24 protein-coding genes and 1 other RNA gene are annotated in these 25,589 nt (G+C 48.5%); 19 read left to right on the top strand and 6 right to left on the bottom strand.

The window, feature by feature from the left end; all coding sequences use genetic code 11:
* Window positions 1-16 precede the first annotated feature (16 nt).
* Window positions 17-1,243: a glycosyltransferase family 2 protein gene (locus ACI3EZ_RS06280; protein ID WP_405024865.1), complete on the bottom strand. Its 1,227-nt coding sequence runs from the start codon at window positions 1,241-1,243 to the stop codon at window positions 17-19.
* A 362-nt stretch (window positions 1,244-1,605) separates the two neighbouring features.
* Entirely contained in the window at window positions 1,606-4,494 is a 2,889-nt protein-coding gene (locus ACI3EZ_RS06275; RefSeq protein ID WP_405025856.1) for a YfhO family protein, read from the bottom strand.
* A 285-nt stretch (window positions 4,495-4,779) separates the two neighbouring features.
* Between ACI3EZ_RS06275 and nrdD the strand changes: the two genes are divergently transcribed.
* Genes nrdD through sufB form a run of 7 tightly spaced genes read left to right on the top strand, consistent with a single transcriptional unit; the run spans window position 4,780 to window position 12,315 of the window.
* A complete protein-coding gene (gene nrdD / locus ACI3EZ_RS06270; protein ID WP_405025855.1) occupies window positions 4,780-6,957 on the top strand; it encodes an anaerobic ribonucleoside-triphosphate reductase in 2,178 nt (725 codons plus the stop codon).
* Complete coding sequence (gene nrdG, locus ACI3EZ_RS06265; protein WP_405024862.1) at window positions 6,950-7,525, top strand: anaerobic ribonucleoside-triphosphate reductase activating protein; 576 nt, start codon at window positions 6,950-6,952, stop codon at window positions 7,523-7,525. Before nrdD ends, nrdG begins: the two co-directional genes overlap by 8 nt.
* Window positions 7,526-7,537: 12 nt before the next feature.
* The gene (gene sufC / locus ACI3EZ_RS06260) at window positions 7,538-8,308 is read left to right on the top strand and encodes a Fe-S cluster assembly ATPase SufC (RefSeq protein WP_405024861.1); all 771 of its coding nucleotides are present in this window, start codon (window positions 7,538-7,540) and stop codon (window positions 8,306-8,308) included.
* 2 nt (window positions 8,309-8,310) lie between these two features.
* On the top strand, window positions 8,311-9,264 hold the full coding sequence (locus tag ACI3EZ_RS06255; RefSeq protein ID WP_405025854.1) for a SufD family Fe-S cluster assembly protein: 954 nt from the start codon (window positions 8,311-8,313) through the stop codon (window positions 9,262-9,264).
* The gene (locus ACI3EZ_RS06250) at window positions 9,251-10,486 is read left to right on the top strand and encodes an aminotransferase class V-fold PLP-dependent enzyme (protein ID WP_405025853.1); all 1,236 of its coding nucleotides are present in this window, start codon (window positions 9,251-9,253) and stop codon (window positions 10,484-10,486) included. The genes ACI3EZ_RS06255 and ACI3EZ_RS06250 overlap by 14 nt, the downstream gene beginning before the upstream one ends.
* Window positions 10,473-10,922, top strand: a complete 450-nt coding sequence (gene sufU / locus ACI3EZ_RS06245) for a Fe-S cluster assembly sulfur transfer protein SufU (protein ID WP_405025852.1) — start codon at window positions 10,473-10,475, stop codon at window positions 10,920-10,922. Before ACI3EZ_RS06250 ends, sufU begins: the two co-directional genes overlap by 14 nt.
* Window positions 10,900-12,315 carry a Fe-S cluster assembly protein SufB gene (gene sufB, locus ACI3EZ_RS06240; protein ID WP_405024857.1) on the top strand — a complete coding sequence of 472 codons (1,416 nt, stop codon included), beginning with the start codon at window positions 10,900-10,902 and terminating at the stop codon, window positions 12,313-12,315. The genes sufU and sufB overlap by 23 nt, the downstream gene beginning before the upstream one ends.
* A gap of 76 nt (window positions 12,316-12,391) precedes the next feature.
* Here sufB and ACI3EZ_RS06235 read toward each other — a convergent pair whose 3' ends face one another.
* Together ACI3EZ_RS06235 and ACI3EZ_RS06230 are read right to left on the bottom strand one after the other, a co-directional pair.
* Window positions 12,392-13,330, bottom strand: coding sequence for a glycosyltransferase family 2 protein (locus ACI3EZ_RS06235; protein WP_405025851.1), 939 nt, complete (start codon window positions 13,328-13,330; stop codon window positions 12,392-12,394).
* Window positions 13,331-13,353: 23 nt separating this feature from the next.
* Window positions 13,354-13,815: a flavodoxin gene (locus tag ACI3EZ_RS06230; protein ID WP_405024855.1), complete on the bottom strand. Its 462-nt coding sequence runs from the start codon at window positions 13,813-13,815 to the stop codon at window positions 13,354-13,356.
* A 138-nt stretch (window positions 13,816-13,953) separates the two neighbouring features.
* Here ACI3EZ_RS06230 and map point away from each other — a divergent pair, with 138 nt between their 5' ends.
* Both map and galU read left to right on the top strand, forming a co-directional pair.
* A complete protein-coding gene (map, locus tag ACI3EZ_RS06225) occupies window positions 13,954-14,754 on the top strand; it encodes a type I methionyl aminopeptidase (protein WP_405024854.1) in 801 nt (266 codons plus the stop codon).
* 114 nt (window positions 14,755-14,868) lie between these two features.
* Window positions 14,869-15,738: a UTP--glucose-1-phosphate uridylyltransferase GalU gene (gene galU / locus ACI3EZ_RS06220; protein WP_405025850.1), complete on the top strand. Its 870-nt coding sequence runs from the start codon at window positions 14,869-14,871 to the stop codon at window positions 15,736-15,738.
* A 172-nt stretch (window positions 15,739-15,910) separates the two neighbouring features.
* Here the strand turns inward: galU and nrdE are convergent, their stop codons facing one another.
* Together nrdE and nrdH are read right to left on the bottom strand one after the other, a co-directional pair.
* Window positions 15,911-18,082 carry a class 1b ribonucleoside-diphosphate reductase subunit alpha gene (gene nrdE / locus ACI3EZ_RS06215; RefSeq protein ID WP_405025849.1) on the bottom strand — a complete coding sequence of 724 codons (2,172 nt, stop codon included), beginning with the start codon at window positions 18,080-18,082 and terminating at the stop codon, window positions 15,911-15,913.
* A 122-nt stretch (window positions 18,083-18,204) separates the two neighbouring features.
* Complete coding sequence (nrdH, locus tag ACI3EZ_RS06210; protein ID WP_405024878.1) at window positions 18,205-18,435, bottom strand: glutaredoxin-like protein NrdH; 231 nt, start codon at window positions 18,433-18,435, stop codon at window positions 18,205-18,207.
* Between the two features lie 218 nt (window positions 18,436-18,653).
* Here nrdH and ACI3EZ_RS06205 point away from each other — a divergent pair, with 218 nt between their 5' ends.
* The 10 genes from ACI3EZ_RS06205 to rsmI all read left to right on the top strand — a co-directional run bounded on the left by ACI3EZ_RS06205 (window position 18,654) and on the right by rsmI (window position 25,589).
* Window positions 18,654-19,256 carry a class I SAM-dependent methyltransferase gene (locus tag ACI3EZ_RS06205; protein WP_405025877.1) on the top strand — a complete coding sequence of 201 codons (603 nt, stop codon included), beginning with the start codon at window positions 18,654-18,656 and terminating at the stop codon, window positions 19,254-19,256.
* Entirely contained in the window at window positions 19,256-19,759 is a 504-nt protein-coding gene (gene tadA / locus ACI3EZ_RS06200; protein WP_405025848.1) for a tRNA adenosine(34) deaminase TadA, read from the top strand. The genes ACI3EZ_RS06205 and tadA overlap by 1 nt, the downstream gene beginning before the upstream one ends.
* Before the next feature lie 47 nt (window positions 19,760-19,806).
* An RNA gene (gene ffs, locus ACI3EZ_RS06195) (signal recognition particle sRNA small type) lies at window positions 19,807-19,893 on the top strand.
* 89 nt (window positions 19,894-19,982) lie between these two features.
* Window positions 19,983-21,683 carry a DNA polymerase III subunit gamma/tau gene (dnaX, locus tag ACI3EZ_RS06190; RefSeq protein WP_405025847.1) on the top strand — a complete coding sequence of 567 codons (1,701 nt, stop codon included), beginning with the start codon at window positions 19,983-19,985 and terminating at the stop codon, window positions 21,681-21,683.
* Window positions 21,684-21,720: 37 nt separating this feature from the next.
* Window positions 21,721-22,035, top strand: a complete 315-nt coding sequence (locus ACI3EZ_RS06185) for a YbaB/EbfC family nucleoid-associated protein (protein ID WP_405024849.1) — start codon at window positions 21,721-21,723, stop codon at window positions 22,033-22,035.
* A gap of 15 nt (window positions 22,036-22,050) precedes the next feature.
* Entirely contained in the window at window positions 22,051-22,650 is a 600-nt protein-coding gene (gene recR, locus ACI3EZ_RS06180; RefSeq protein WP_405025846.1) for a recombination mediator RecR, read from the top strand.
* A 41-nt stretch (window positions 22,651-22,691) separates the two neighbouring features.
* Entirely contained in the window at window positions 22,692-23,348 is a 657-nt protein-coding gene (tmk, locus tag ACI3EZ_RS06175; protein WP_405024847.1) for a dTMP kinase, read from the top strand.
* A gap of 10 nt (window positions 23,349-23,358) precedes the next feature.
* Entirely contained in the window at window positions 23,359-24,354 is a 996-nt protein-coding gene (gene holB, locus ACI3EZ_RS06170) for a DNA polymerase III subunit delta' (protein WP_405025845.1), read from the top strand.
* Window positions 24,355-24,366: 12 nt separating this feature from the next.
* Window positions 24,367-24,714, top strand: coding sequence for a DNA replication initiation control protein YabA (locus tag ACI3EZ_RS06165; RefSeq protein ID WP_405024845.1), 348 nt, complete (start codon window positions 24,367-24,369; stop codon window positions 24,712-24,714).
* Entirely contained in the window at window positions 24,711-25,589 is an 879-nt protein-coding gene (rsmI, locus tag ACI3EZ_RS06160) for a 16S rRNA (cytidine(1402)-2'-O)-methyltransferase (RefSeq protein ID WP_405024844.1), read from the top strand. The genes ACI3EZ_RS06165 and rsmI overlap by 4 nt, the downstream gene beginning before the upstream one ends.

Raw genomic sequence — 25,589 nt, 5'->3', positions numbered from 1 at the left:
TTTCTTATGATGAGCGTTACGATGTTTGAACACCGTGCGTGGTTTTAATCCAAGTTGATGCACCCGTCGCTTTACGATAGAATGCGATCAAAATTGCAGGGAAGAGAATGATGTTGTAAATAACCATGGTGCCACAAATGATTATTAGTTTGAGGGTCACCCGACAATCATGGAGTGCGTACTTAACTGCCATGTAGCACGAGAGAAAAGCAGCAATGCTAACTAAGAAAATAAAGAGTCCGATAAAGCGCATAAAATGGTAACATGCGTATCCCAAGTCGACAAAGTTAGAAAAACCAACCGCGACTGTAAAAAACGGAAGCATCATGAAAAACACCATTTCAAACTTTGCCCAAAAGCCAAGTTCACGGGACTTTACTACGGGGGCAAAGTATTTTTGGACACAATCCAATCCACCTTGAACCCACCGTGAGCGTTGGCGGATAAACGGCCGTGTTTTATCAACTGCCTCTTGATAAACAACAATGTCCGGGCAGTACTTTGTTCGTTTCCCCTTAAGGAGGAAGTTTGTACTAAACTCGAAGTCCTCGAGAAGAGCATTTCCCCAAGGATTTTGTTTATCGTCCATCGAGGAGAGGCGTACAAACTGGCCGTTTCCCGATGCCGCCGCATTACCGATAATATTCCGGACCCGCTGTATCCAGTCATTAACGGTTGCAAACTCAATATCCTGCATTAATTCAAGCCAGTTACTGACTTGGAGCATCCGCACCTTCGTCTGGAGTAAAGCTAACTCAGGATTTATCGCGTATTCTAACATTACGTTTTTAAAATCCGCTTCCTGCATAACCGCGTCCGCATCAAGGACACCAACGATAACGTGGTCATGATTATTCTGAGCCATTTCCCTAATTCGGTTCAACCCAAAATTAAGGGCGTTCCCTTTTCCGGTTTGAGCGTTGGGTTTGAAACGTTGAAGAAGCCCGATCTTGGCCGCACAGTGGTGTTCCGCGATGAATTGCTTGATGAGCTCACCTGTTCCATCATCCGAGCCGTCATCAATGACAAGTAGGGTGATATGATTGATGGTCGTTGTATTCTCGAGAAACTTACTGAGCGTGCTGTTGACAACTCCTGCTTCGTTAAGCATCGGCATTAAAATATACAAGTGATACCCGGCGGTAATACTAAAGTCCAAGGCGGACCGTTTTGGCTCGCGCAAGGATCCGATTACAAGGACGAGAACCCAAATTGTATAATATGAAATTCCGAATGCTGACACCCATCCACACATCCGAATAATCCAGGGTAGGATGTGATGAATTATAAAATGTAATATCGTCAGCATAGACCTTCTCCCTTTGTAAAATTCTGCCTCCCGCACGGTATGATACCACAGGTGGTTTCGGGGTTTAAATGTCATTAAACCAGATAAGTTTGTTATTTTCTGAACGGATAAATACCGTTATCTTAACGCTTTTTGCGTGCTTTTTTATCAAATAGCGTAAACATTGTAATTTGAAGCAAAAGAAAACTTTAAAAATAGTTAATAATTTGGTCATTTTTTAGTAACAAAGTCAATCAAAAACGATAAAAATCCCGGTAAAATGAATTTTACCGGGATTATATATTTTAATAGTTCGCTTATCCGTTTTTCCGGCGTGAAAAAAGTGTCAAACTAGCAGCGGTAAACGTTACGATAATTCCTATTAGGGAAATGAACGCCCCAAGCTTTAGGGCCGGCACGCGGTAGGATAGTTCAATTTGGTGATGTCCTTTAGGAAGCCGCAAACCAACAAAAGCGGTGTTTACCCGTAAGACCTTAACCGGGTGACCGTTATCACTTGCCTGCCATCCCGTAGAGTATGGGATGGACGAAGCAAGAATGCCGGTTTGAGGAGTGGTAATCGTTCCTGTGACATGATCTCCGTTAAGCCGGATATTATTAAGAGCATGGCGTTGAACGGTTTTTACCTGATTAAAGTACTGTTTTCCAAGGGGTTCGGCCACAACGCGAAGTTTAAAGCGGTACGTTCCCATTTTTGAGGGAGTGAGAGTGAGCGTTTGTGGCAGTCCATGTTGGATAAAACCGAGATTCATTGTCCCCGCACGAACAATCTTATAGAATGATAAGATTGTTCGTTTTGGTTGATATAGTTTTTCCGTTCCGTACGGTCCTACAACCTTCAAGGTAAACCCGTGGTTGGGGGTTCCGTTGATGACGTGGTAGTGCAGGTAACGGTAGTAGTCCATTTTCGCGTTCTTAGCTAATGGACCTCTAGTTAGGTCGTTATTTTCTGTTTGAGCTTCAATCCGAACCTGTTGGCGGAGATTCATTGGCGTGTAGTGCACGTTTGTAAACTCAAGGTGTAGTTCATAGTTCTGGATCTTTTTAAGTTGTTTGTTTTGTTTACCTTTAACCCGGGGGTTTAGCACGATGGTGTATGATTCGTTTGCGTCCTGTCGTTGGAGTATTTTGGTTTTTCCAGTAATCCGCACTCCGTGACTCGAGACCAATTGGTAAGGAATAGAAATGGTCAGATTAGTTAGCCGTACAGGGGCGAGATTTGCTGCGTCGCGGGCATTGCTGACGATAACCCCTGCAGCGAGGGCCCGTTCCCGTTGGGTGCCGCTTAACTTGTTGGCTTGACGGGGTGTTAACGCCCGCTTTTGCCAGTAAAGAAGCGGGAAGGCCGCTGTGTTCTTGTACCGACGAGTCTGCTGGCTATTTCCCGGTTGGTTATTAATGCTCGTTACTTTCTGGGTTGTTTTATCCAGGACAAATCCAGCCGGGATTTTTTGGGCGTTAGGGTTTCCAATTTGAGTGAATAGGTACTTAACGTTTAGAAAGTCCAGGAGGGCTGTCCGGTCATCGAGCTGTTGGAGCGGGTAATTAGCCTCGTACTGGGTGTTTTGCATTTGCTGGGCAAACTGACCGACGTACTTGTTTTGAATCGAATAGTACGAATTAAGGAGATTTACCGGAGCAGTAAGGTTGTTGTACATGGTGTAATCAGCACCGAGTTGATAGTTCTGGCTTAGGGTTGAAACCCGGTACCCCGTTTTGCCAGTGAGTCCGGCTGCCAGGCCGTTGTAGCTGTTTTGTTCCAGGTTTTGGAAAGCTCCCAGGGGAAGCATTTCCTTGGAGTATCCTCCGTTGTATGGGGCCTCAAAGTAGACTGCGTTAAAGAGAACGTTGATGAGAACAATAGCAAGCAGCCAGTGCTGGGAGTGGTTTTGAGAATGCCGGTGAAGTAGCCATAAGGCTAGGAGGGTGACATACAAAAAGACCATCGGAATGAACAGCATTTCGTTATTTTCAAAGAGGTAGTCTAAAAAAATGATTCCTGTATAACCCACAGTAACAAGTGTAAAGAGTTTAAGAGTTGCCCTCGAAAGGTGTGGCAGGCGTTCGGTAAGAATAGCACACGCGAGCGCCACTGGTAGGCACAACATTAAGGTCCAGCGATTAGACGGGGACATAAAGGCGTTCATAAAGGCTGCAAAGCACGGGAGAAGCAGCATACCACCACTAATCAAAATACTGGTTGCAATTATCGGGTAGCGTTTAATGTGCCGAAGAACGTAGGTAATTCCAAAGAGGGCGATGCTGGCAAAGCCAAGTGCCGTCCAGAAGTAGAAATCCCGGTTGCCCCCGTTAATTAGCTGGGAAGGAAGTGCCAGGTAGTAGTACGGCGGGTATCCGTGCATTCCGTTAGCAAACGGACTGCCTGAACGGGTCGAGTTAAGGACTGCATGGAATTCGGGAACAAGGATGAAGCCTGCTAATAGCAGGCTAGTGATGGTTGCCCCCACCAGACGAGCAAGCACTACCAGGTAGTTTAATCGGAGGCGGTAGGTAATCAGCACTCGTAATCCAAGGTAAATAAATGCCCCAATGCCAAGCATGTAGGCAAAGTAGAAGTTACTAATGAGCATCCAAGTGAACGCGCCAATTAGAGGCCAGCAGCTTTTCCCCTGTAACACCCGTTCGATAGCTAGCAGTATAAGCGGAAAGATGATAAACGGTGTTGCAAAGAACGGTTGGGCGCAGTTGGCGTACAGTAAAAAGGCATTAAAGGTGTAAACGAGCGCCCCCGTAATAATTGCTGGGGTGTGAAGTAGCTTAAAGTGGCGGGCAAAGAAGCAGAAGGCAAGCCCGACACAGTATAGCCGTAAAATGATGATGAGATGGTAGGCGAATACGATCTTACTAACCGGAAAGAGGAGGGTAAGGTACGCGAAAATATCCCCAATATCGTAATAAGCAAAGATGGGGAATTTGGCCGCCCCTAACCCTAACTTCCATGACCACTGCGTATTGTGGAGGGGGTGGCAAATAAACTGGGCGAGTGTTTGGCGGTAGGCCTTTAACAATGGAAGATGTTGGTTGGCCCCGTCAATGTACCAGATAAATGAGTGCCCCGTGATGAGGTACGTGCCGTACACGAAGAGCGCGACGATAAGGAACGCCGCGGTGTATTTTAGGTATAGCCGGTGATGATTATTCTTTTGATCAAACGAAAACTGCATGGTAATTGCTCCTCTCTCCATTCTCTTGTATTTTACCGTAAAATGACGAGTTCGGCAGAAAGAACAGTTCTTAAAAAGAAACAGGGTGGTTTGGATAGTCAAAAATAAATTAACGCTTGGAAATTCTCCAAATAATTGGGGAAATGACTGGTATTAAGTTGGTGCGTTTGTTCATCCCTTTTATACAACATATAGTATTAATAAATTAATCATGTACAACATGTAGTGTTAAATGCTATGATGGGATTGTTGATTGGAATAGCAACAGCGAAAGGGGAAGAATCTATGCCACAACAATTTGTTAAGCGTGACGGAGCGGTCTATCCGTTCCGGGAATATAAATTAGAGTTGGTTTTTACGGCACTAGGGGTTGAAGACCCCGAAAAGGTCGCAGCAGTGACGGCGACGCGATTAACCGGGGAAAGGGTGACTGCTCAACAGGTAGAAGATGCGGTTTTAGCAACTTGCGAGCGGCTGCACCTTATGGAAGCTCGTCGGCGGTATTTGGACTACAAGGAACACCGGGCGCAGGAGTTCGCAAAGCAGACTGATCCAACCGCGCGGTTAGAGCGCCTAGTGAAGGGCGATCCAACAATTATTCATGAAAATGCCAATAAGGATAGCACCGTTTTCAGTACCCGGCGGGATTTAACCGCCGGAACGGTGGGAAAAACGTTAGGGCTAACGATGATGCCGCCACACATTGCTCATGCCCACTTAAAGGGAGTTATTCACTTTCACGACCTGGACTATTCGCCACTTGAACCGTACAGTAACTGCTGTTTAATTGATTTTGAAACAATGTTTCGTGACGGATTTAAGATTGGAAATGCGGAGGTTGAGCAACCCAAGTCAATTCAAACTGCGGTCGCCCAAATCGTTCAAGTGATTGCCAGCGTTGCTAGTCAGCAGTATGGCGGATGTACGGTGGATCATATTGATACGTTGTTAGCACCATATGCAATGATGAATTACGCTAAGCATCAGCACACTGCACAAAAATATATTTCAGAAGAAAAATCCCAGGAGCAGTATGCCCGGGAACGGACCGTTAAGGATATTTATGATGCGATGCAGTCGCTTGAATATGAAATTAACACCTTGTTTACCACGAATGGGCAGACACCGTTTACCTCAGTAGGGTTCGGGTTAGGGACGTCATGGGCAAGCCGGGAGATTCAACGGGCCATTTTACAAGTGCGAATTGATGGACTCGGGAAAAACCACCGGACAGCCATCTTTCCGAAGCTTCTCTTTGCGATTAAGGATGGAGTTAACCACCGTCCGGAAGATCCTAACTATGATATTAAGCAGTTAGCGATTGAGTGTGCTACTAAACGAATGTATCCGGATATCCTTAATTATCCACCGATTGTGGCAATTACCGGTAATTTTAAGTCGCCGATGGGATGCCGGTCGTTTCTTCCGAAGTGGACGGATGAAAACGGTCAGGAGGTAAATGATGGCCGTGCCAATATGGGGGTGGTGACGTTGAACCTTCCCCGGATCGCCATGGAAGCCCACGGGAACCAGGAATTGTTTTGGACAATGCTAGAAGACCGACTACAACTTGCCCATGAGGCGCTCATGGTGCGGGTGAAGCGAATCCGCGATGATGCCCGGCCAGAAAACGCGCCGATTTTATACAAATATGGTGCGTTTGGAATGAAAGCCAAGGATGGGGAATCTGTTGATCGCTTTTATAATCACGACCGCGCGACGGTTTCGCTGGGATACATTGGACTATATGAAGTTGGGGCGGCCTTTTTCGGTCCTAACTGGGAACATGATAAAACGGCACATGCGTTTACCGTGCAGGTCGTACGCGTTCTCAACGAACACTGTAAGCGGTGGGCTAAGGAATCAGGATATCATTTTAGCGTGTATTCGACGCCGAGTGAGTCGTTAACTGACCGGTTTTGTCGGCTTGATACGCAACGTTTTGGGAAGGTGCGGGATATTACGGATAAAGAGTACTACACTAATAGCTTCCACTATGATGTCCGGAAGCATCCTAATCCGTTTGAAAAGTTGACATTTGAAATGGAGTACCCGCACTATGCAACGGCTGGATTTATCCACTATTGTGAATACCCGAACCTCCGGCAAAATCCCAAAGCCCTTGAAGCGGTGTGGGACTGGTCGTATGACAAAATTGGTTATTTGGGAACTAACACTCCGATTGATAAGTGCTATAAATGTGGGTTTGAGGGGGAATTTGCGGCGACCGCGCGGGGCTTCCAGTGCCCGGATTGTGGAAACCACGACCCGCAAACGTGTGATTGTGTTAAGCGGACGTGTGGGTACCTAGGAAATCCCCTCCAACGGCCAATGGTGCACGGACGGCATGAGGAAATTGCGGCCCGCGTCAAGCACCTTTCGCCAACGATGGCTCACGAAATGGCTAGCCATGCTCAAAGTAAGCAACGCGATGTAAAAAGAGGAGGAGTGACGGATGATTAACCGTAAACCGAATAACCCGCGGCCCCAGGAGTGGCTCGCAGATGATCTTAGCCAGATGAAAGTGGCGGACTATAAACCGTTTAACATGGTTGACGGTGAAGGAGTACGTTGCAGTTTATATGTGAGCGGGTGTAAGTTTATGTGCCCGGGATGCTACAACAAGGCGGCACAGAGTTTTAATTACGGGCAGCCCTACGACGAGGCCCTTGAGGAACAGATCATGACCGACCTTGCCGAACCGTACGTTCAGGGAATCACCTTTTTAGGAGGCGAACCATTTCTAAACACGCAAATTACGCTTCGGCTAGCACGGCTCATTCGCCAACGGTTTGGCCACGCCAAGGATATTTGGTCATGGACTGGGTATACCTGGGACGAGTTAATGCTGGAATCGGACGATAAGTTGGAATTGTTAGCGCTGCTGGACATTTTAGTTGACGGTCGTTTTCTAGAGGATGAAAAGGACCTCACGTTGCAGTTTCGAGGGAGTAGAAACCAGCGAATTATCGACGTGCCCGCTTCGCTTGCAACTGGTGAAGTGCATTTGTGGGCTGGTTTGAAGAAGTAGGGGGTAATCGGAATGACGACGTTAACGGTTGATAACCTAAAGGTAGCGGTAGATAAAAAACTTATCTTGCACGGGGTGTCACTGACGCTTCGTTCCGGGGAGGTTCACGCAATTATGGGACCAAACGGGACGGGGAAATCAACGCTGGCAGGAGCCATTATGGGTGATCCCCGTTATGAAGTGGTTGCCGGCGATATTCGCCTTGATGGAAAAAGCATTGTTGGATTACCCGTTGATGAACGGGCGCGCCTGGGAATTTTTATGGGAATGCAGCTCCCGGTTGCCGTTCCAGGAGTGACATTAAGCACGCTAATCCGGGCGGCACTTCGGGCAAAGGACGGGAAAGTTCAGTTACTAGATTATATGAAAAAATTAAAACAGGCATTGGCCCTCCTGGATATGCCTGCAGAGATGGCCAGTCGTGACCTTAATGTGGGATTTTCGGGAGGAGAACAAAAACGCGCGGAGTTATTACAGTTAATGATGCTTAATCCCGCGGTAGCATTGCTCGATGAGATTGATTCGGGCCTTGATATTGATGCGCTGAAGGTGGTAGCGCGGGGAATCAATGCAATGCGGGGCCCCCACTTTGCTGGGTTGTTAATTACCCATTATCAACGGTTATTAACGTATGTTCAACCGGATTTTGTGCACGTAATGATGGGGGGAAGGATTGTAAAAACGGGGGACGTGACCGTTGCTACTGAACTAGAGCAAAAGGGGTATACACGCGTTCGGGATGAACTTGGATTGGATATTCCACTGGTTGATGAGGGGGTATAAAAATGGGCACGCAAGCACGGAAAACTACCAAGGTTCTGGTGCTAGCGGGGACCGCACAACTAATGCGGATAAATACCCTCACGGGGGTAGCTCAGAAGCAATGGCGTACTTTGCAAGCATCCCTTTCCCCACAAGCTGTTAGTGAATTATCACCGGCAACACCTGTTGTGATTATCCCAGAAAATGCAACCGCGACCATTCAGGGAACCGGAGCAACAATAATTCTTGCGGGACCTGCAAGTCACGTGAAGTACTGTGAAGTGCACCAGGCGGACGGTTTAAGGGGTTCTACCTTTATCGCAGCGGAGCCCGCAAGTCACGTTGATTGGACGGTAGTTAATGCCGGAAGAGCCGCGAACGAAACGCGGATCGACTATGTTCGGGCCGCCCGGGCCGCGCGCGTAACCTGGAGGATTGGTGAACTTACTACTGGGCAGGATCACCTAACCCTCATGGCGGATTTGGTAGGAGAAAGCGCCCACGTAGCATTATCCGTAGCGGCATTGGCGGGGCGGTTAAGTCAGCAGCAAATTACCGCACGCATTACGCACCAAGTTCCTGCCACCACGGCAACCATTGCTCAGTACGGGGTGGTATTGACGAGCGGCCGGCTGAACTTTGATACTACGGGGCGAATTGTTGCGGGAGCCCGCCAGGCGGCAATGACCCAGCGAAGTAAGGTACTCTTGATGACCCCGCAGGGAACGGGAACCGTAAATCCTCAGCTTTTAATTGATGAAGATGATGTGACGGCCGTCCATGCTGCCAGTATTGGGCGGCTAGCGGCGAACCAGTTTTTTTATTTACAGAGTCGGGGTTTGTCGCGGCAGCAAATTGTTCGGTTGATTGCCCGGGGATTTCTCGGGCCGGTAATTGATCAAGTTAAGGATGCAACGCTTCGCCAAACCTTGCAGGCACTGATTGAAAGGCAGGTGGCAGCGGATGCAGTCGATTAATACGGTCCGGGCGGATTTTCCATTTTTAACCCAGACGATGAACGGTCACCCGTTAATTTACTTGGATAATGCTGCTACCACGCAGAAACCGTGGCCGGTATTACAGGCGTTACGCCAGTATTACACCCAGGAAAACGTTAATGTTCACCGGGGGGGTTACGCCCGGGCGGCGGCCACCACGGCGGAGTACGAGGGGGTTCGTATGCAGGTGGCCCGCTTAATTAACGCTTCGTCAGCCCGGGAGATTGTCTTTACGAAGGGAACGACCGAGGCGTTGAACTGGGCCGCATTTGGTGGAGCGGTTTCCCTAAAACCCCAGGATGAAATTTTAGTAACGGTGATGGAACATCACAGTAACCTAGTGCCGTGGCAGATTCTTGCTGCTCGAACCGGAGCGGTTCTTCGGTTTGTTGAATTAACAACAGCTGGGACCTTGGATTGGGTTGATTTTCAGCGAAAGCTTTCAACGCGAACCCGTGTAGTAGCGGTCAGTGCAGCGTCAAACGTGTTGGGAACCGTTAACCCGGTGGCGGCAATCGCCCGGACCGCCCATGAAGTCGGGGCGCTTGTTGTTGTGGATGCAGCCCAAGCGATTGGCCACATGCCGGTTGACGTGCAGGAATGGGGAGCAGATTTCGTTGCGTTTTCGGGGCATAAGATGCTTGGACCAACCGGAATTGGTGTGTTGTGGGGGCAACGCGCTGTGTTGGAACGAATGCATCCCCTTGAATATGGCGGGGAAATGATTAGCGCAGTAACGCGCAATGAGACGACTTTTAAGGAGGTCCCGTGGTGCTTTGAGGGGGGCACCCAGAACATTGCGGGGGTAATTGGGCTGGGAAAGGCTATTCGGTACCTGGAACAGCAGGGAATTGCGACCATTCAAGCCCGGGAACAACGGTTAGCCGCTCGTCTTGCAGCGGGACTCCGTGCACTCCCGCAAGTAACGGTGTATGGTCCAGTGTCAGGAGAACAACGTAATGGGGTGGTAGCCTTTAACGTTGGTTCCCTGCATGCCCACGACGTTGCCACAGTGTTGGACGCTCAGGGAACAGCGGTCCGTGCGGGCCATCACTGTGCGCAGGTCTTGATGGACCATCTTGGCGTGCCTGGGACGGTGCGGGCGAGCGTGGCGTTTTATAATACCACCGCGGAAGTGGATGCACTGGTAACGCAGGTTGAACGAACGGAGGCGTTTTTTAAAAAACATGGAATGGGATGAGTTAACGGAATTATATGGCCAGGTAATTATCGAACGAGCGCAGGATACACAGTGGTTTCACCCGCTTGAGGGGAGTGTGAAACAAACCGTGGTAAACCCAACGTGTGGGGATGCGTTTACCGTGGCAGTTGCTCGGCGTGACAACCGTATTACCGGGGCAGCAATCACCGCGGGAGACGGGTGCATGATTGCCCGGGCTGCCGCGGCAGTTGTTTGTGAGCTTGTGGATTGTCAGCCGGTTGAAGCGGCGCAGGCGCGTCTCAGGGCATTTACCGCATTAGTAACTCATAAGCGGGCACTAACAGCCGAAGAACAAGACCAGCTTGGTGACGGAATGGCATTTACCGGGGTTGCCCGGTTTCCTGTACGCGTAAAGTGTGCGTTATTAGCGTGTGAGGGGGTGCAACAAATCATTGACAGTAACAGTTCCAGGTGAGAAGAAGTCCCAGTACGGGTTTAAGGATCAGGTTACCCCCATTTTAACGACCGGTCAGGGATTAAACGAAGCGGTGATCCGGCAAATTTCTGCGGCGAAACACGAACCGGAATGGATGTTACGGTTTCGCTTGCAGGCGTACGCAACGTACCAGAAATTGTCGCTTCCGCAGTTTGGCCCCGACTTGAGTGCGTTAGATTTCGAGAAGATTAACTATTTTCGGCGGGATACTTCCCGGCCGGTTCGCCGGTGGGAGGACGTTCCTGCGCAGATTAAAGAGACCTTTGAGCGGTTAGGCGTTCCCCAGGCGGAACGACAGTATTTAGCGGGGTCGTCCGCCCAGTATGAATCTGAAGTGGTATACCACCACGTGCAAGAAGAGTTAGCTCAGCAGGGGGTGGTGTTTATGGCGATGGATACTGCGGTTCAACGGTATCCTCAGTTGGTGCGGCAATATTTTGGCACCCTTGTTCCGCCAAATGATAATAAGATGGCGGCGTTGAATTCGGCGGTATGGTCGGGCGGAACCTTCATTTACGTTCCGCCGCATGTCCGGTGTACCGTGCCGCTTCAAAGTTACTTTCGGATTAATGCTGGGAATTCGGGCCAGTTTGAGCGAACGTTAATTATTGTTGATAAGGGAGCACAGGTAAACTACGTTGAGGGATGCACTGCCCCTAACTATTCGGCGGATAGCTTACACGCTGCCGTGGTTGAAGTGTTTGTTAAGGCCCATGCGACCTGTCGGTATACCACCATTCAAAATTGGTCTGATAATGTTTATAGTTTGGAGACGAAGCGCGCACAGGCTCTTAAGCAAGCGACAATGGAGTGGGTTGATGGCAACCTAGGTTCAAAGGTCACAATGAAATATCCGAGCGTTTACCTTGATGGTCCTGGGGCCCGGGGAACGATGCTGTCGGTTGCGTTTGCGGGAAGTGATTCTCACGGAAACGGCATTATTTCGGATACAGGCGCCCGGATGATTCACCGTGCGCCGCAAACGTCCTCAACGATTGTTTCCAAGTCATTGTGTAAGAATGGGGGACATGCTGATTATCGCGGAGAAGTCCGGATGACACCGGCGGCCACGGGCGCATTTGCGCACGTAGAATGCGATACGCTGATCTTAGATGATCATTCGGGAAGTGATACCTTACCGGTGAACACCGTTCAGCAAGCAGCGGATGCCCAAATTGAGCATGAAGCGAAGGTATCGAAGGTTTCGGCGGCACAGTTGTTTTATCTGATGAGTCGGGGACTTACCGAAAAACAGGCAACCGAAATGATTGTGATGGGTTTTTTAACGCCGTTTACGAAGAAGTTGCCAATGGAATATGCGGTCGAATTAAACCGGTTAATTGAATATCAGATGGACGGGGCCGTGGGGTGACGTCCATGTGTAATAATTCAGGAAACAACCCGCATACCGCTGAGGGATTCAGCGGTATGCGGGTTATTACGTATGATTATTTCTTTTCTTTTAGAATGTAGATCGGTCGGCGTTTAACCTCAGCATAAATTTTGCCCACGTACTTGCCGACAATCCCCAGGCAGGACAGCTGAATTCCGCCGATGAAAAGCATAATGCAAACCATTGATGGCCAGCCCGCCGTTGGATTACCAAAACAGACCTTCGTGATGATAATCCATAAGATGCCAATTAGTGAAATAAAAGCGGTTAGCGCCCCGATAAACGTGGCAATGTCAAGGGGGACCTGAGAGAAGTTTACGATGCCGTCAATGGAGTATTGGAAAAGTTTCCAGAAGTTCCAGCTCGTTGTTCCGGCAGCCCGTTCCCGGTTCTTGTACTCTAAGTATTTTGTGTTAAAGCCGACCCAGCTGAAAATTCCTTTGGAGAACCGGTTATATTCGCTCATCGAAAGGATGGCGTCTACCATCTGGCGGGTCATCATCCGGTAATCGCGGGCGCCATCAACAATTTCAGTATCTGAAATTTGATTAATCAGTTTATAAAACATCCGGGCAAAGAAAGAGCGGACGGGTGGTTCTCCCTCACGTGTTAACCGGCGGGTCCCGACACAGTCGTAATCTTCGTTAGGATCTTCCAGGTATTTAAGCATAATCGGCAGCATTTCTGGGGGATCCTGGAGGTCAACGTCCATTACGACAACGTAATCACCGGTTGCTTGTTTTAGACCGCAGTAGAGGGCGGCTTCCTTCCCAAAATTTCGGGAAAACGAAGCATAGTGAACGTGTTGGGGATCTTTTTTCTGGAGTTTGCGCATCTCAGAAAGGGTTCCGTCCGTTGATCCATCGTTAACGAACCAGTATTCGAGTTCAATGCCCTTAAGTTCCGGCGCGACGCGTTGAACAGCATCGTAAAAGAGGGGAACGGATTCCTCTTCGAAGTAGCACGGAACAACAATCGAAAGCTTCTTTGTCATTTTCGTGTGTTGGTTCCTTTCATTTAATTGGTTGCGGTGAATTTATGCATGATATTGGCTGCAAGAGCGTCGAGTTGGTTAATGGCTTCGTCGTTGTCGGGTGCCAGGTTGATTTTAACCGGTGCGCTTCCCCGTTGGGCACCGGTTGCCGCAAGGGCTTTATCAAATTTTTCAACCGCCGTGCAAAAGAATTCGCCGTAAAACGTATCACCCGAACCTGCGACACCAAAAAGTTTTCCGGTAAGGTCAGTTGTTGCTAGGTCGTCGTAGAAGTCTAGTCCTTCTTCGGGAAGGGCTCCATCGTCGTACGTGTACGGACAAACAATGCAGATATCACTTGATGTAAACACACTGACATCCGTTTGGGAAATTTCGGTTACCGTAACGTCTGCGCCGAGGTCCTCAAAGGCATCAGCGATTACACCGGCAACTTCCTCGTTGTTTCCGGTAATTGTGGCGTAAACGATTTGAACGCGTGGTTGCATAGGGTTCACCGTCCTTTAGAAATAAATTTACTCCTTCTATTATAACAAAAACGGTGGTGGCGTTTATAAAAAATTTCGCGGTGGTTGAAATTAGGCTTATAATGGGGGTAATTATCAATGTGAAGGGTTGGATAAAACATGATTACGTTGAAGTCAGAACGTGAGATTGACGAAATGGCTAAGTCTGGTGCCATTCTTGCAGGATTTCATCACGAAGTCCAAAAGTTAATTGCGCCGGGTATTTCCAGTTGGGAAATTGAAAAGCTGGCACGCCGGTACTATAAAGAACACGATGCTATTGCTGAACAGATTGGGTTTGAGGGCTACAAGTACGCAACGTGCGTGAGTGTTAACGATGAGATTTGTCATGGCTTTCCGCGTAAGGACCTGATTTTAAAGGATGGTGACCTGGTAAAGGTTGACACGGTGGTTAACTATCATGGAGCCATGAGTGATTCGTGCTGGAGCTATGTGGTCGGGGAAAGGACACCAGAATTGGATAAGCTGATGCAGGTAACCCATGATGCTTTGTATTTGGGAATTGACCAGGCCCAGGTGGGGAACCGAATTGGTGATATTGGAGCGGCAATTCAACACTATGTTGAGGATGAAAATGGTTTTGGCGATGTACGTGAATTCATTGGCCACGGGATTGGACCAACAATGCATGAAAGCCCAGATGTTCCGCATTATGGGGTTGCGGGGAAGGGTGTGCGTCTCCGCCCCGGGATGACAATTACGATTGAGCCCATGGTTAACATGGGAAACTGGAAAGCGATCATGGATGACCCTAACGGCTGGACCGCTCGGACGGCTGATGGAAGCATTTCCTGCCAGTTCGAACATACGATTGCGATTACTAACGATGGGCCTAAGATCTTGACCTCACAAGATTCGGTAACGGATCATGATTATTTATGGGCTAAATCTAATGATTAAGCAAAACTTCCTGTTTTTTATTGCCACTCTGCAGTAAGACTGGTAAAATACGCTTCGTGCTTGTATATGAATTTAACGGGAATACCAATAATTCAAGGTAAGAGGTATTTGACTATGAAGGTTAGAAAAGCAATTATTCCGGCAGCAGGATTAGGAACCCGGTTTTTACCGGCGACAAAAGCAATGCCAAAGGAAATGTTGCCAATCGTTGATAAGCCAACGATTCAGTACATTGTTGAGGAAGCCCGGAAGTCCGGGATTGAAGATATTTTAATTGTTACGGGGAAGAATAAGCGGCCGATTGAAGACCACTTTGATTCTGTTCCGGAACTCGAACAAAACTTAAAAGCTAAAGGGAAGACGAAGATGTTGAAGTTGGTGGAGGAAACAACCGACTTAAATATCTACTTTATCCGGCAGTCACACCCGCGTGGTTTAGGGGACGCCGTTTTAATGGCAAAGGATTTCGTTGGGAACGAACCGTTCGTTGTGATGCTCGGGGATGACCTAATGAAAGATGAGGTTCCGTTGACCAAACAGCTGATGGACCGCTACGAAGAGACAAATGCATCAACGCTGGCCGTAATGAAGGTGCCGCACGAGGAGGTTGATAAGTACGGGGTAATTGATCCGGCTGCTGAAACGAAGCCAGGGTTATATGATGTTCGGCGCTTTGTTGAAAAACCGGCGGTGGAGAAAGCCCCATCGGACTTAGCAATTATTGGACGGTACTTGTTAACGCCGGAAATCTTTGGCATGCTGGAAACCCAGCAGCCGGGGGCTGGAAACGAAATTCAGCTAACCGATGCAATTGATCGGTTGAATAAGGTGCAGCGCGTCTTTGCCCACGAGTTTAAGGGTGACCGGTTTGACGTAGGGTACAAGTTTGGTTACTTGAAAACGTCAATTCAGTTCGGGTTAAAGCACCCTGAAGTGAAGGACGAGTTGGTGTCCTACATTAAGCAATTAGCGAAGGAACTTTAACGGTGTAAGTAAATAACCGGACGTAATCCCGTGGGAAGACGTCCGGTTTTGCTGTATAGTCGTAAAATAAGGATGAATTCAAGCGAAGGAAACGATCGTGGCGGAAGTGGTAAAAAAAGACTGAGACGTAACTATGTCTCAGCCTATTTGTTAAATAGAAGGTTACTAATTACTAGATGGTGCAACTTTCACATTCATTAACACTAACCTCACCGTTATCATCGGTAAATGTCCGAACGTAGTAGATGGACTTGCAGCCCTTTGCGTGGGCGTAGTTCCGGAGAATGTTGAGGTCCCGGGTGGTCATCTTGTTGGTACGGCCATCTTTCCACGGGTATAGTCCTTCCGGAATTGTTGAGCGCATGTAAAACGTCATGCTAATCCCCTGATCAACGTGTTCCTGAGCAGCGGCATACATGTCAATCATTTTCCGCATATCAATGTCGTAGGCTGACTGGTAATACGGAAGGGTATCGTTTGAAAGGTACGGTGCCGGGTAGTATACCTTTCCAGTCTTGTTTTCTTGGCGTTCTTCTACAAGATTAATGATTGGCTGAAGGCTTGCCGTTGCGTCGTTAACGTATGAAACAGAACCCGTTGGGGGGATGGCGATCCGATTTTGGTGGTAGAGCCCATCCTTCATTACGGCCGCCTTTAACTTAGCCCAATCGTCCTTAGTTGGAATAAAGATTCCCTTAAAGAGGTCCTTAACCTTCGCTGATTGTGGACCCCAGTCCTGGCTAAGATATTTGTCGAAGTAAGTGCCGTCCGCGTACTGACTTTGGTCGAAGTCTTTGAACGTCTCCTGCCGTTCGCGGGCAATTTTATTGGAAGCAACTAGTGTCCAGTAGTTGATCAGCATGAAGTATACGCTGGTAAACTCGATGGCTGCTGGTGAACCGTAGTAGATGTGGTTCTTGGCAAGGTAGCCGTGCAGTCCCATTGCCCCCAGACCGATTGTGTGGGCCACGCTGTTGCCGTAATCGATGGACGGAACAACGTCAATGTTTTCGTTATCGGTAACAAACGTCAACGCCCGAACCATCGTTTCAACGGACTTACCGAAATCAGGGCTTGCCATTAGGTTAACAATGTTGGTGGATCCAAGGTTACAACTAACATCGGTTCCCATTTCCGTGTACTCCTGCTTATTGTTAATCCGGGAAATTTCCTGGGGCTGCATAATTTCTGAGCACAGATTGCTCATGATGATCTTGCCCTTGACCGGATTGGCCCGGTTGGCCACGTCAACGTTCATGATGTACGGATAGCCAGACTCCTGCTGGAGCTTACTAATTTCGGTTTCAAGTTCCCGGGCACGGATTTTCTTCTTAGGGATGTCTGGATTAGCCACCATCTTGTCGTACTCCTTAGTGATGTCAACGTAGGCAAACGGCTTGCCGTAAGCTCGCTCAACTCCCCAAGGATCGAAGAGGTACATGTCCTCGTCCTTTGCGGCTAACTCGTAGAATTTATCCGGAATGACTACCCCAAGAGAAAGAGTCTTTACCCGGACCTTTTCGTCGGCATTTTCTTTCTTTGTTGCCAGGAAAGCCATGATGTCAGGATGGAAAACATTAAGGTAAACTACTCCAGCACCTTGCCGTTGGCCCAATTGGTTAGAGTAGGAAAAGCTGTCTTCAAGGAGTTTCATTACGGGAATTACTCCAGAAGCGGCCCCTTCAATTCCTTTAATGGGCGCACCAGCCCCCCGGAGATTACTCAAGGAAATTCCCACCCCGCCGCCAATTCGGGAAAGCTCTAAAGCGGAGTTAATTGTTCGCCCAATGGAATTCATGTCATCGGTGGTTTGGAGAAGGAAGCAGGAAACCATTTCCCCCCGCCGGGCCCGACCAGCATTCAGAAAGGTTGGGGTAGCCGGTTGGTACCGCTGGGTAACGAGTTCTTCAGCAAGGTCGCAGGCTAATTGTTCATCGCCATTTGCCATGTATAGAGCATTGGCTGCCATCCGATCAATAATTGTTTCTAGGTAATACTCGTTATCGAGCGTCTTCATGGCGTACTGGTTGTAAAATTTGTAGGCGGCCATAAATGACTTGAAGTGGAAGTTAGCCGCATTAAGCTGGGCGTATAACTTCTTAATGAAAGTCATGCTGTACTTCTTTACGAAGGTTTCTTCAAGGTAACCGTTCTTTATAAGGTAGTCGAACCGCTCTTCAAGTGAATTAAAGTGTTTGAGGTTGGGTTCTACGTTTTCTTTAAGGAACGCCTGGAGGGCATCATGATCCTTTTCAAGTTGAATTTTTCCGTTAAGGGGAATGTTGACCTGGTTGTTTAGGTCGTAATACGTTACTTTGTCGCGATCAATTGCAGATAAACTCACTGGTTCCACCACTTTCTTTGGGTTATTAGTTAATTACTAGTTTAAAAAAAGTGAACCAACAACGTGTTCACTTTATTAGTTAAACTTTGCTTTTAATGTAGCATCTTAAACGCCTTATGTGATTATTCAGCAATGACCTGTTGGAGAAGGTCTGGCCGAAAGCCGTTAACAACGGGTTCGGCATCACGTTCAACGACCGGGACGCTTCGGAATCCCTGTTCCTTAAGATAATCAACGTATTCTGGATGGTCAGAAATATTTCTTTCCTCAAAGGAAACACCGTGGGACTTAAGAAATTTTTTGGTCATTTTGCACTGGATGCAGTTGTTTTTTGTATATACCGTTAGGCTCATAATCATCATCACCATTTCACTTCTTTTACTTACGTGAACTTAGTATACCGTGTTTTCGGAAAAAAGCAAGGCTAGAACACAAGATATTGTGGATAATAATCAATTAAAATCCGATATATGGTGGATAACGGCTGCGAATAATTCTTGGATTTTGTTGCTTAACGGGGGCGATTTAGCGTATGATAAAAGTATCAAATTTACTGACGGGGTGTCCGAAGGTGACGGAATACTACTACTCAACACAACCAACGGCTGCACATGATGAGCAGACGTTTTCGTTTTCCTTATTGGGAAGTAATTTACGGTTTATTACTGATAGCGGGGTGTTCTCGCGGCGGACCGTTGATTATGGTAGTCGTACTTTACTTACGGCCCTCGAACAAGCGGAGATTACTCCCCGTAAGGTTCTCGATGTAGGGTGTGGGTATGGCCCGCTTGGGATTGCGCTTGCCCGGCGATTTTCTGCTAGCAGGGTGACAATGAGTGACGTTAACGAGCGGGCATTAGCGCTTGCCCGGCGGAACGCCGCTGCAAATCATGTGAAGAACGTAATGATTTGCCAGTCGGATGGTTATGCGATGCTTTCCGCAACGGATTACGATTTGGTTGTTACTAACCCGCCGGTCCGGGCGGGGAAAAAGGTTGTTCATGAAATTTTGGCTGGTGCATTTGATCACCTTGTTTCTGGGGGAGCGTTATATGTTGTATTGCAGAAGAAACAGGGAGCTCCGTCAGCTAAGAAATTAATGGAAACAACGTTTGGAAATTGCCAGGTTGTTTTGAAACAAAAGGGCTACTACGTGTTAAGGAGTGAGCGGTAATGGCATTAATGGCAAATGAACAGGCAAAGTTCATGCAAGAAGCTCTCTATGAAGCCCAAAAAGCTGCTGCCATCGGGGAAGTGCCGATTGGGTGCGTAGTAGTACGGGATGGACGGGTTATCGGTCGGGGCCATAACCTCCGTGAGCACAGTGAAGATGCGACAATGCATGCTGAGATCATGGCAATTCAGGAGGCAAATGCGGCATTGGACAGCTGGCGGCTGGTTGATTGTGATTTGTTTGTGACCCTTGAGCCATGCCCGATGTGTTGTGGAGCCATAATAAATTCCCGGATTCGGGGGGTTTACTATGGTGCGTCAGACAAGAAAGCAGGGGCGGCGGGCACCCTGATGAACTTGCTGAATGATTCCCGTTTTAATCATCAAGCTGAGGTATATCCGGGAGTGCTGCAAGAGCAGTGTGCCGCTCGGTTAACGCAGTTTTTCCAAGAAGTGCGGCGGAAGCAGCGATTAGCTCGGCGCCGGGCGAAGCGGGAAGATTAAGACTAGCTTTTTGGGGAGTTTTCATGTATCATAGACTTTGCCGCAAGGCCTTAGGACAATGTTGTCCTTACGAACCGTGTCAGGTCCGGAAGGAAGCAGCACTAAGTTTGGTTCAGCATGTGTCCTAAGTTGATATGAATGAGAACTCCCGGTTCGTCCTCGGACCGGGAGATTTTTGTCCTCAACGTACATATTCTATATTAACGGAGCAAGGAGGAAAAACATGGCTTACCAAGCACTTTATCGGGTATGGCGGCCCCAACGGTTTGCGGATCTAGTCGGGCAGCAGTTAGTTACCCAAACACTGCGGAATGCACTGGCAACCAAGCAAACATCCCATGCATACCTGTTTACCGGGCCCCGGGGAACCGGGAAGACATCCGCGGCTAAGATTTTTGCCAAGGCCATTAACTGTCATCACCAGCAGGATGGTGAGCCGTGTAACGAGTGTATTACTTGTAAGGCGATTACGAACGGAACGCTGAGCGATGTAATCGAAATTGATGCGGCCTCTAATAACGGAGTTGAGGAAATTCGAGATATCCGGGATAAGGCTAAATATGTACCAACAGAGGCTGACTATAAGGTATATATCATTGACGAAGTTCATATGTTATCGACCGGAGCGTTTAATGCGCTGCTAAAAACGTTGGAGGAACCCCCGAAGAACGTGGTCTTTATCCTCGCAACAACGGAACCCCAAAAGATTCCGGCGACGATTATTTCCCGGACCCAGCGGTTTGATTTTCACCGCATTAAGCCTCAGGTGATTTTGGAGCGGATGAAGATGATCCTTGAGCAAAAGGAAATTACTGCTGACGCGGCTGCCCTGAAGGTGATTGCCCAGGCGGCGGATGGTGGGATGCGGGACGCATTGAGCATCCTTGATCAAGTTATCTCGTTTGGGGACAACGAAGTAACCCTAGAAAACGCCTTGATGGTGACGGGCAGTGCTACGCAACAGGATTTGGACGATTATGTGGCCGCGGTAATTGGCGGGGAAACGGCGGTTGCGCTGACATTAATTCATAAGTTACTTGATGAGGGTAAGGATGCCCAACGGTTGGTTGAGGACGTTCTTTTGTATTGCCGGGATTTAATGCTTTACCGTCAGGCCCCAGAAGAAGCCTCCTACCTTGAATTGGGGCGGCTAAGTGAGCACTTCAAGGAGTTGGCTTCCCAAATTGAATCGGAGCGGCTTATCACGATGATTGATATTTTGAATGAAGAGCTAGAGGCCATGCGGTTTAGCGTTCATGCCACCGTTTACCTGGAGGTAATGACGGTTAGGTTAGCACAATCTCAGTCAACTAGCGATAAACAATCGCTTGCAGCCGCATCGAATACCGAATTAACGGAGCTTCAGCAGCAGGTTAAGCACCTCCAACAGCAACTCGCTGCACTTCAATCCGGGAAGGACCAAACATCTCATGGAAGTAAGTCCGCTCCGACTAAATCACAGCCAGAAGCACCCATTAAAGTGGATATGGCTGCTGTTACCAGCGTGTTGGACGGAGCTACGCGTCAAGCCCGGGATGAGGTCTTGCGGGAATGGGATAACCTGCCTGCTCAAATGAACGCACAACATGCGGCCTACGTGCGTACCCTTACGCCCCTTGCAGCGGGGCACGAACGGATTCTATTAGGTTGCAAGTACGATTACTTGTATCAGCGGATGGAAGTGCAGGATTTTCCGGCAACCCTTGCGACTACGTTGGCGGAGCTGTTAGGTTACCACCCAACGGTTGTGATTCTACCAGTATCGCAGTGGGGTCAGGTGCGCCAGGATTATTATGCCAAGCATAAGCAAAAACAATCTCGGTCAGATGCCACCGTGCCGGCGGCAGCCAAGCAAGCGCAACCGGAAGCGGTGACGAAAGCGCAGCAGCTTTTTGGTGATGCGGTTACCGTAAGAGACGATTAATGTTGATAATAATGAACTAATGAAGGGATGAACTAAAATGCGTGGAATGGGCCAAATGCCTAATATGCAAAACATGATGAAGCAGGTTCAGCGGATGCAAAAACAGATGCAGGCCGATCAAGAAAAACTAACGACAACAACTTTTACCGGGAAGGCAGCAAACGATATGGTAACGGTGACGTTTACTGGTGACCGGCAGATGAAGGATATTGTAATTAAACCAGAAGCCGTTGATCCTGACGATGTAGAGATGTTGCAAGACCTTGTCTTAATGGCGGTAAATGATGCAATGCAGCAGATTGATCAGCAAACCCAGCAGGCTTTAGGCCAGTACGCTAATAAGTTACGGTAGGAAGGGGGGGTGGCCGTGCAGTATCCAGAACCAATTGCCCGGTTGATTGACAGTTATATGAAGTTACCGGGAATCGGGAGTAAAACGGCAGAACGGTTAGCGTTCTATACCCTTGACATGGATAATGACGACGTCACGGCGTTTTCCCAGGCGTTAGTTGCCGCTAAGCGGGATATTCACTACTGTTCGGTCTGTGGTAACATAACCGCAAGTGATCCGTGTGCGGTGTGCCAAGACAAGACACGGGACCAGGATCAAGTTATCGTGGTTGAGCAGCCTAAGGATGTGATGGCGCTTGAAAAAATGAACGAATATCACGGGTTGTATCATGTATTGCATGGAGTCCTTTCACCGATTGACGGAAAGGGCCCTGAAGATATTAATATTCGGAGCCTGGTAACCAGGTTACAGCAAAATGAGCAGATTAAGGAAGTAATTTTAGCAACTAACGCCACGCCGGAAGGGGAAGCCACGGCGATGTACATTGCTCGGCTTGTTAAACCAGCAGGGATTAAGGTAACCCGGCTAGCCCATGGGTTGGCGGTTGGAAGTGACATTGAATATGCGGATGAAATGACGCTCTTTAAGGCGCTTGAGGGCCGGCAAGAATTATAATTAGGTAAAGAAGCAAGAAGATAGGATTGGAAAGTTTGACGATGGCAGACAAGTTAACCGGAACATTTGTAACGTTAGAGGGAATTGACGGTTCGGGCAAAACGAGTGTTCTGCGGCAGATTGTTGCCTACCTGGCAGCACATCTCCCCGCTGAACAGTATGTAATTACCCGGGAACCCGGGGGAAATAGTATTTCCGAAGCAATTCGGCAGGTGATTTTAGATCCCCGGAATACGGGGATGGACGCGCGCACGGAAGCCTTGTTATACGCTGCTTCTCGCCGGCAATACCTGGTAGAAACGGTGTTACCGGCGTTGCGGGCTGGAAAACTGGTAATTTCTGACCGGTACGTTGATAGTTCCTTAGTATACCAGGGAAGTGGGCGCCATCTAGGAACTGACTCGGTACGGCAAATCAATGCATTTGCAACGGATGGATTAATGCCGCAGTTAACGTTATACTTTGATATCGATCCGGCTGAAGGGTTGGCTCGAATTAACAGTCACCGTGCTGGTGAGAAGGTTGACCGGCTCGATCGGGAGCGGCTGCAATTTTATCAGGATACGCGGAATGCCTACCTTAAATTGGCCGCCCAGGAACCAAACAGAATTGTAACGTTGGATGCAAGCCAGCCGTTAGCGGCAGTGACAAAACAGGCTTTAGCGGTAATGCAGACACGCCTTGCCAACTTGCAGTAAGGAGGGCAAATTGACGATTCCGGTGACAACTAAACATCCTCACCTAACGGCGCATTTTGCTCGGTTAGCGCGGGAAAAAAAGCTCGCCCACGCGTATTTATTTACGGGCGCTACCGGAGCAGGGAAGACCGCGTTGGCCCGGTGGGTTGCTCAGGCGTGTTTATGTGCTCGTTCTCGTGCAGATGGGCAACCATGCGGGCAATGTGACGAGTGCGTGCGAATCCAACAAGACGAGCACCCCGATGTTTTACACATTGTACCGGATGGGCAAACCATTAAGGTCAATCAAATTCGGTTTCTGCGCAGTGAATTTAGTAAGAGTGGGGTTGAAGGACTTCAAAAGTTCTTCATTATTAGTGAAGCGGAAAAAATGACCGCCAGCGCAGCCAATAGTTTGTTAAAGTTTTTGGAAGAACCTTCCGGGCAGGTGACGGCGTTTTTATTAAGTGCGCACCCGCAGCAAATTTTGACAACGATTGTTTCTCGCTGTCAGGTGGTAAAGGTGGCTCCGCCGACGGTTACTCAGCTTAGGGCAGTGTTACGGGAGGCGGGCGCGCCCGAGGATTTTCAAACACTTTTACCGTTGATTACACGGGATCAACAAGTTGCTATGCGATTAGCGGGTGATCCGGCAATTCCTAAATTAATCACGGCAATCAAGCAGTGGTTTACCCGGATTTGTCAGGGCGATTATCGGGCATTTGTGGCCGTCCAAACCCGGCTTATCCCAGAAACGCCAACGTCAGAACTGCGATCCGTGGCCGTGGCCCTAGTTGTTCAGCTTACCCGTGCGCTTCTCCTTACCGCTGTATCCGCCCGGGATGAAGTTCCGGTTTTCCCGGATTTAGTTCCTTTATTTAAACGGGTAGCTGCCCGGGTTTCACAAGAACAGCTTACAGTAGGGGTAACGGCGGCTCTCGGGGTCTCCCGGCAATTAGCTGCGAACGTTTCGTTTCAGAACGCCTTTGAGGGGTTAACATTACGGTTAATTACCGTATTGCATTAGGAAGGTGATCCGATGGAAAAAAAGGAATTATATGACAGTTTTGATCAACTAACAGCGGCTTTAAACCAGATAACGGCGACAGTTGAAAAGTTAAAGAACGCAACTGCCGCTGCCATCGAAAAGAATGCGGAATTGGAGATTGAAAATGAACACCTCCACGAACGATTAGCCGAGCTGGGGCAGCAGGAGAATACTAGTGAACAGGCAGTAACGGGGCAAATGACCCAGTCACGGCGAAACCTTGAACGTTTGTATAATGAAGGGTTTCATGTTTGCAATAACTTTTACGGTAAACGACGGAAAAATGATGAACCGTGTGCCTTTTGTGTTACTTTAATTTACGGGGAGCAACGCGCATGATTAGGCAAACGAGTAGTTTTCAGGAGGCCCCAACGGGAAAGTTGTATTTAGTACCAACCCCTATTGGTAATCTTGGTGATATGACACCACGGGCCGTTCAGGTTCTTCAGAATGTTGATTTGATTGCAGCGGAGGATACTAGGAATACCCAGCGACTTCTTAATCACTTTGAGATTACGACTCCCCAGATTAGTTTTCATGAATATAACACCCAGGAACGGATCCCTCAGTTAGTTGCAAAGCTCCAAGCAGGAAAAAGCATCGCACAGGTAAGTGATGCGGGAATGCCCTCGATTAGTGATCCGGGCCGGGAACTGGTTGCGACGTGCACGCAACAGGAGATCCCGGTAATTTCCCTTCCAGGGCCCAATGCAGCGCTGACCGCCCTGATTGCTTCCGGAATTGCTCCGCAACCGTTTCTTTTTTATGGCTTTTTACCCCGCAAAAAAGGGGCGTTGGCAACGGCAATTGCACAGCTTGCGGACGAGCGGCCAACGTTGATTTTTTACGAGGCTCCCCATCGGTTAGCTAAAACGCTAACCGCCCTTGCGGAGGGGTTAGGCGCAAAGCGTCCTGTGTGCTTGTGCCGGGAATTAACAAAGCGGTACGAGGAATTTTTACGAGGAACGTTGGCGGATGCTGTTCAGTGGGCGAAGGACGCCACAATCCGGGGAGAATTTGTTATTATTGTAGCTGGAAATGAGCAGACTGTTCGTAAAATTCCGCAGGGGCAAGGCTCTTTAACCGAGCAGGTTGACCGGTTGATTACCAGCGAGCATATCCGGCCGACCGATGCGATTAAACGGGTTGCTAAGCAAAACGGGTTAAAAAAACAGGCGGTTTATAATGAATATCACGGGTTAAACAAGGAGTAG

Origin of the sequence: Ligilactobacillus sp. LYQ60, from assembly GCF_045033015.1 — a bacterium.
GTDB lineage: Bacteria > Bacillota > Bacilli > Lactobacillales > Lactobacillaceae > Ligilactobacillus.
This window is presented reverse-complemented; position numbering and strand designations above follow the sequence as displayed.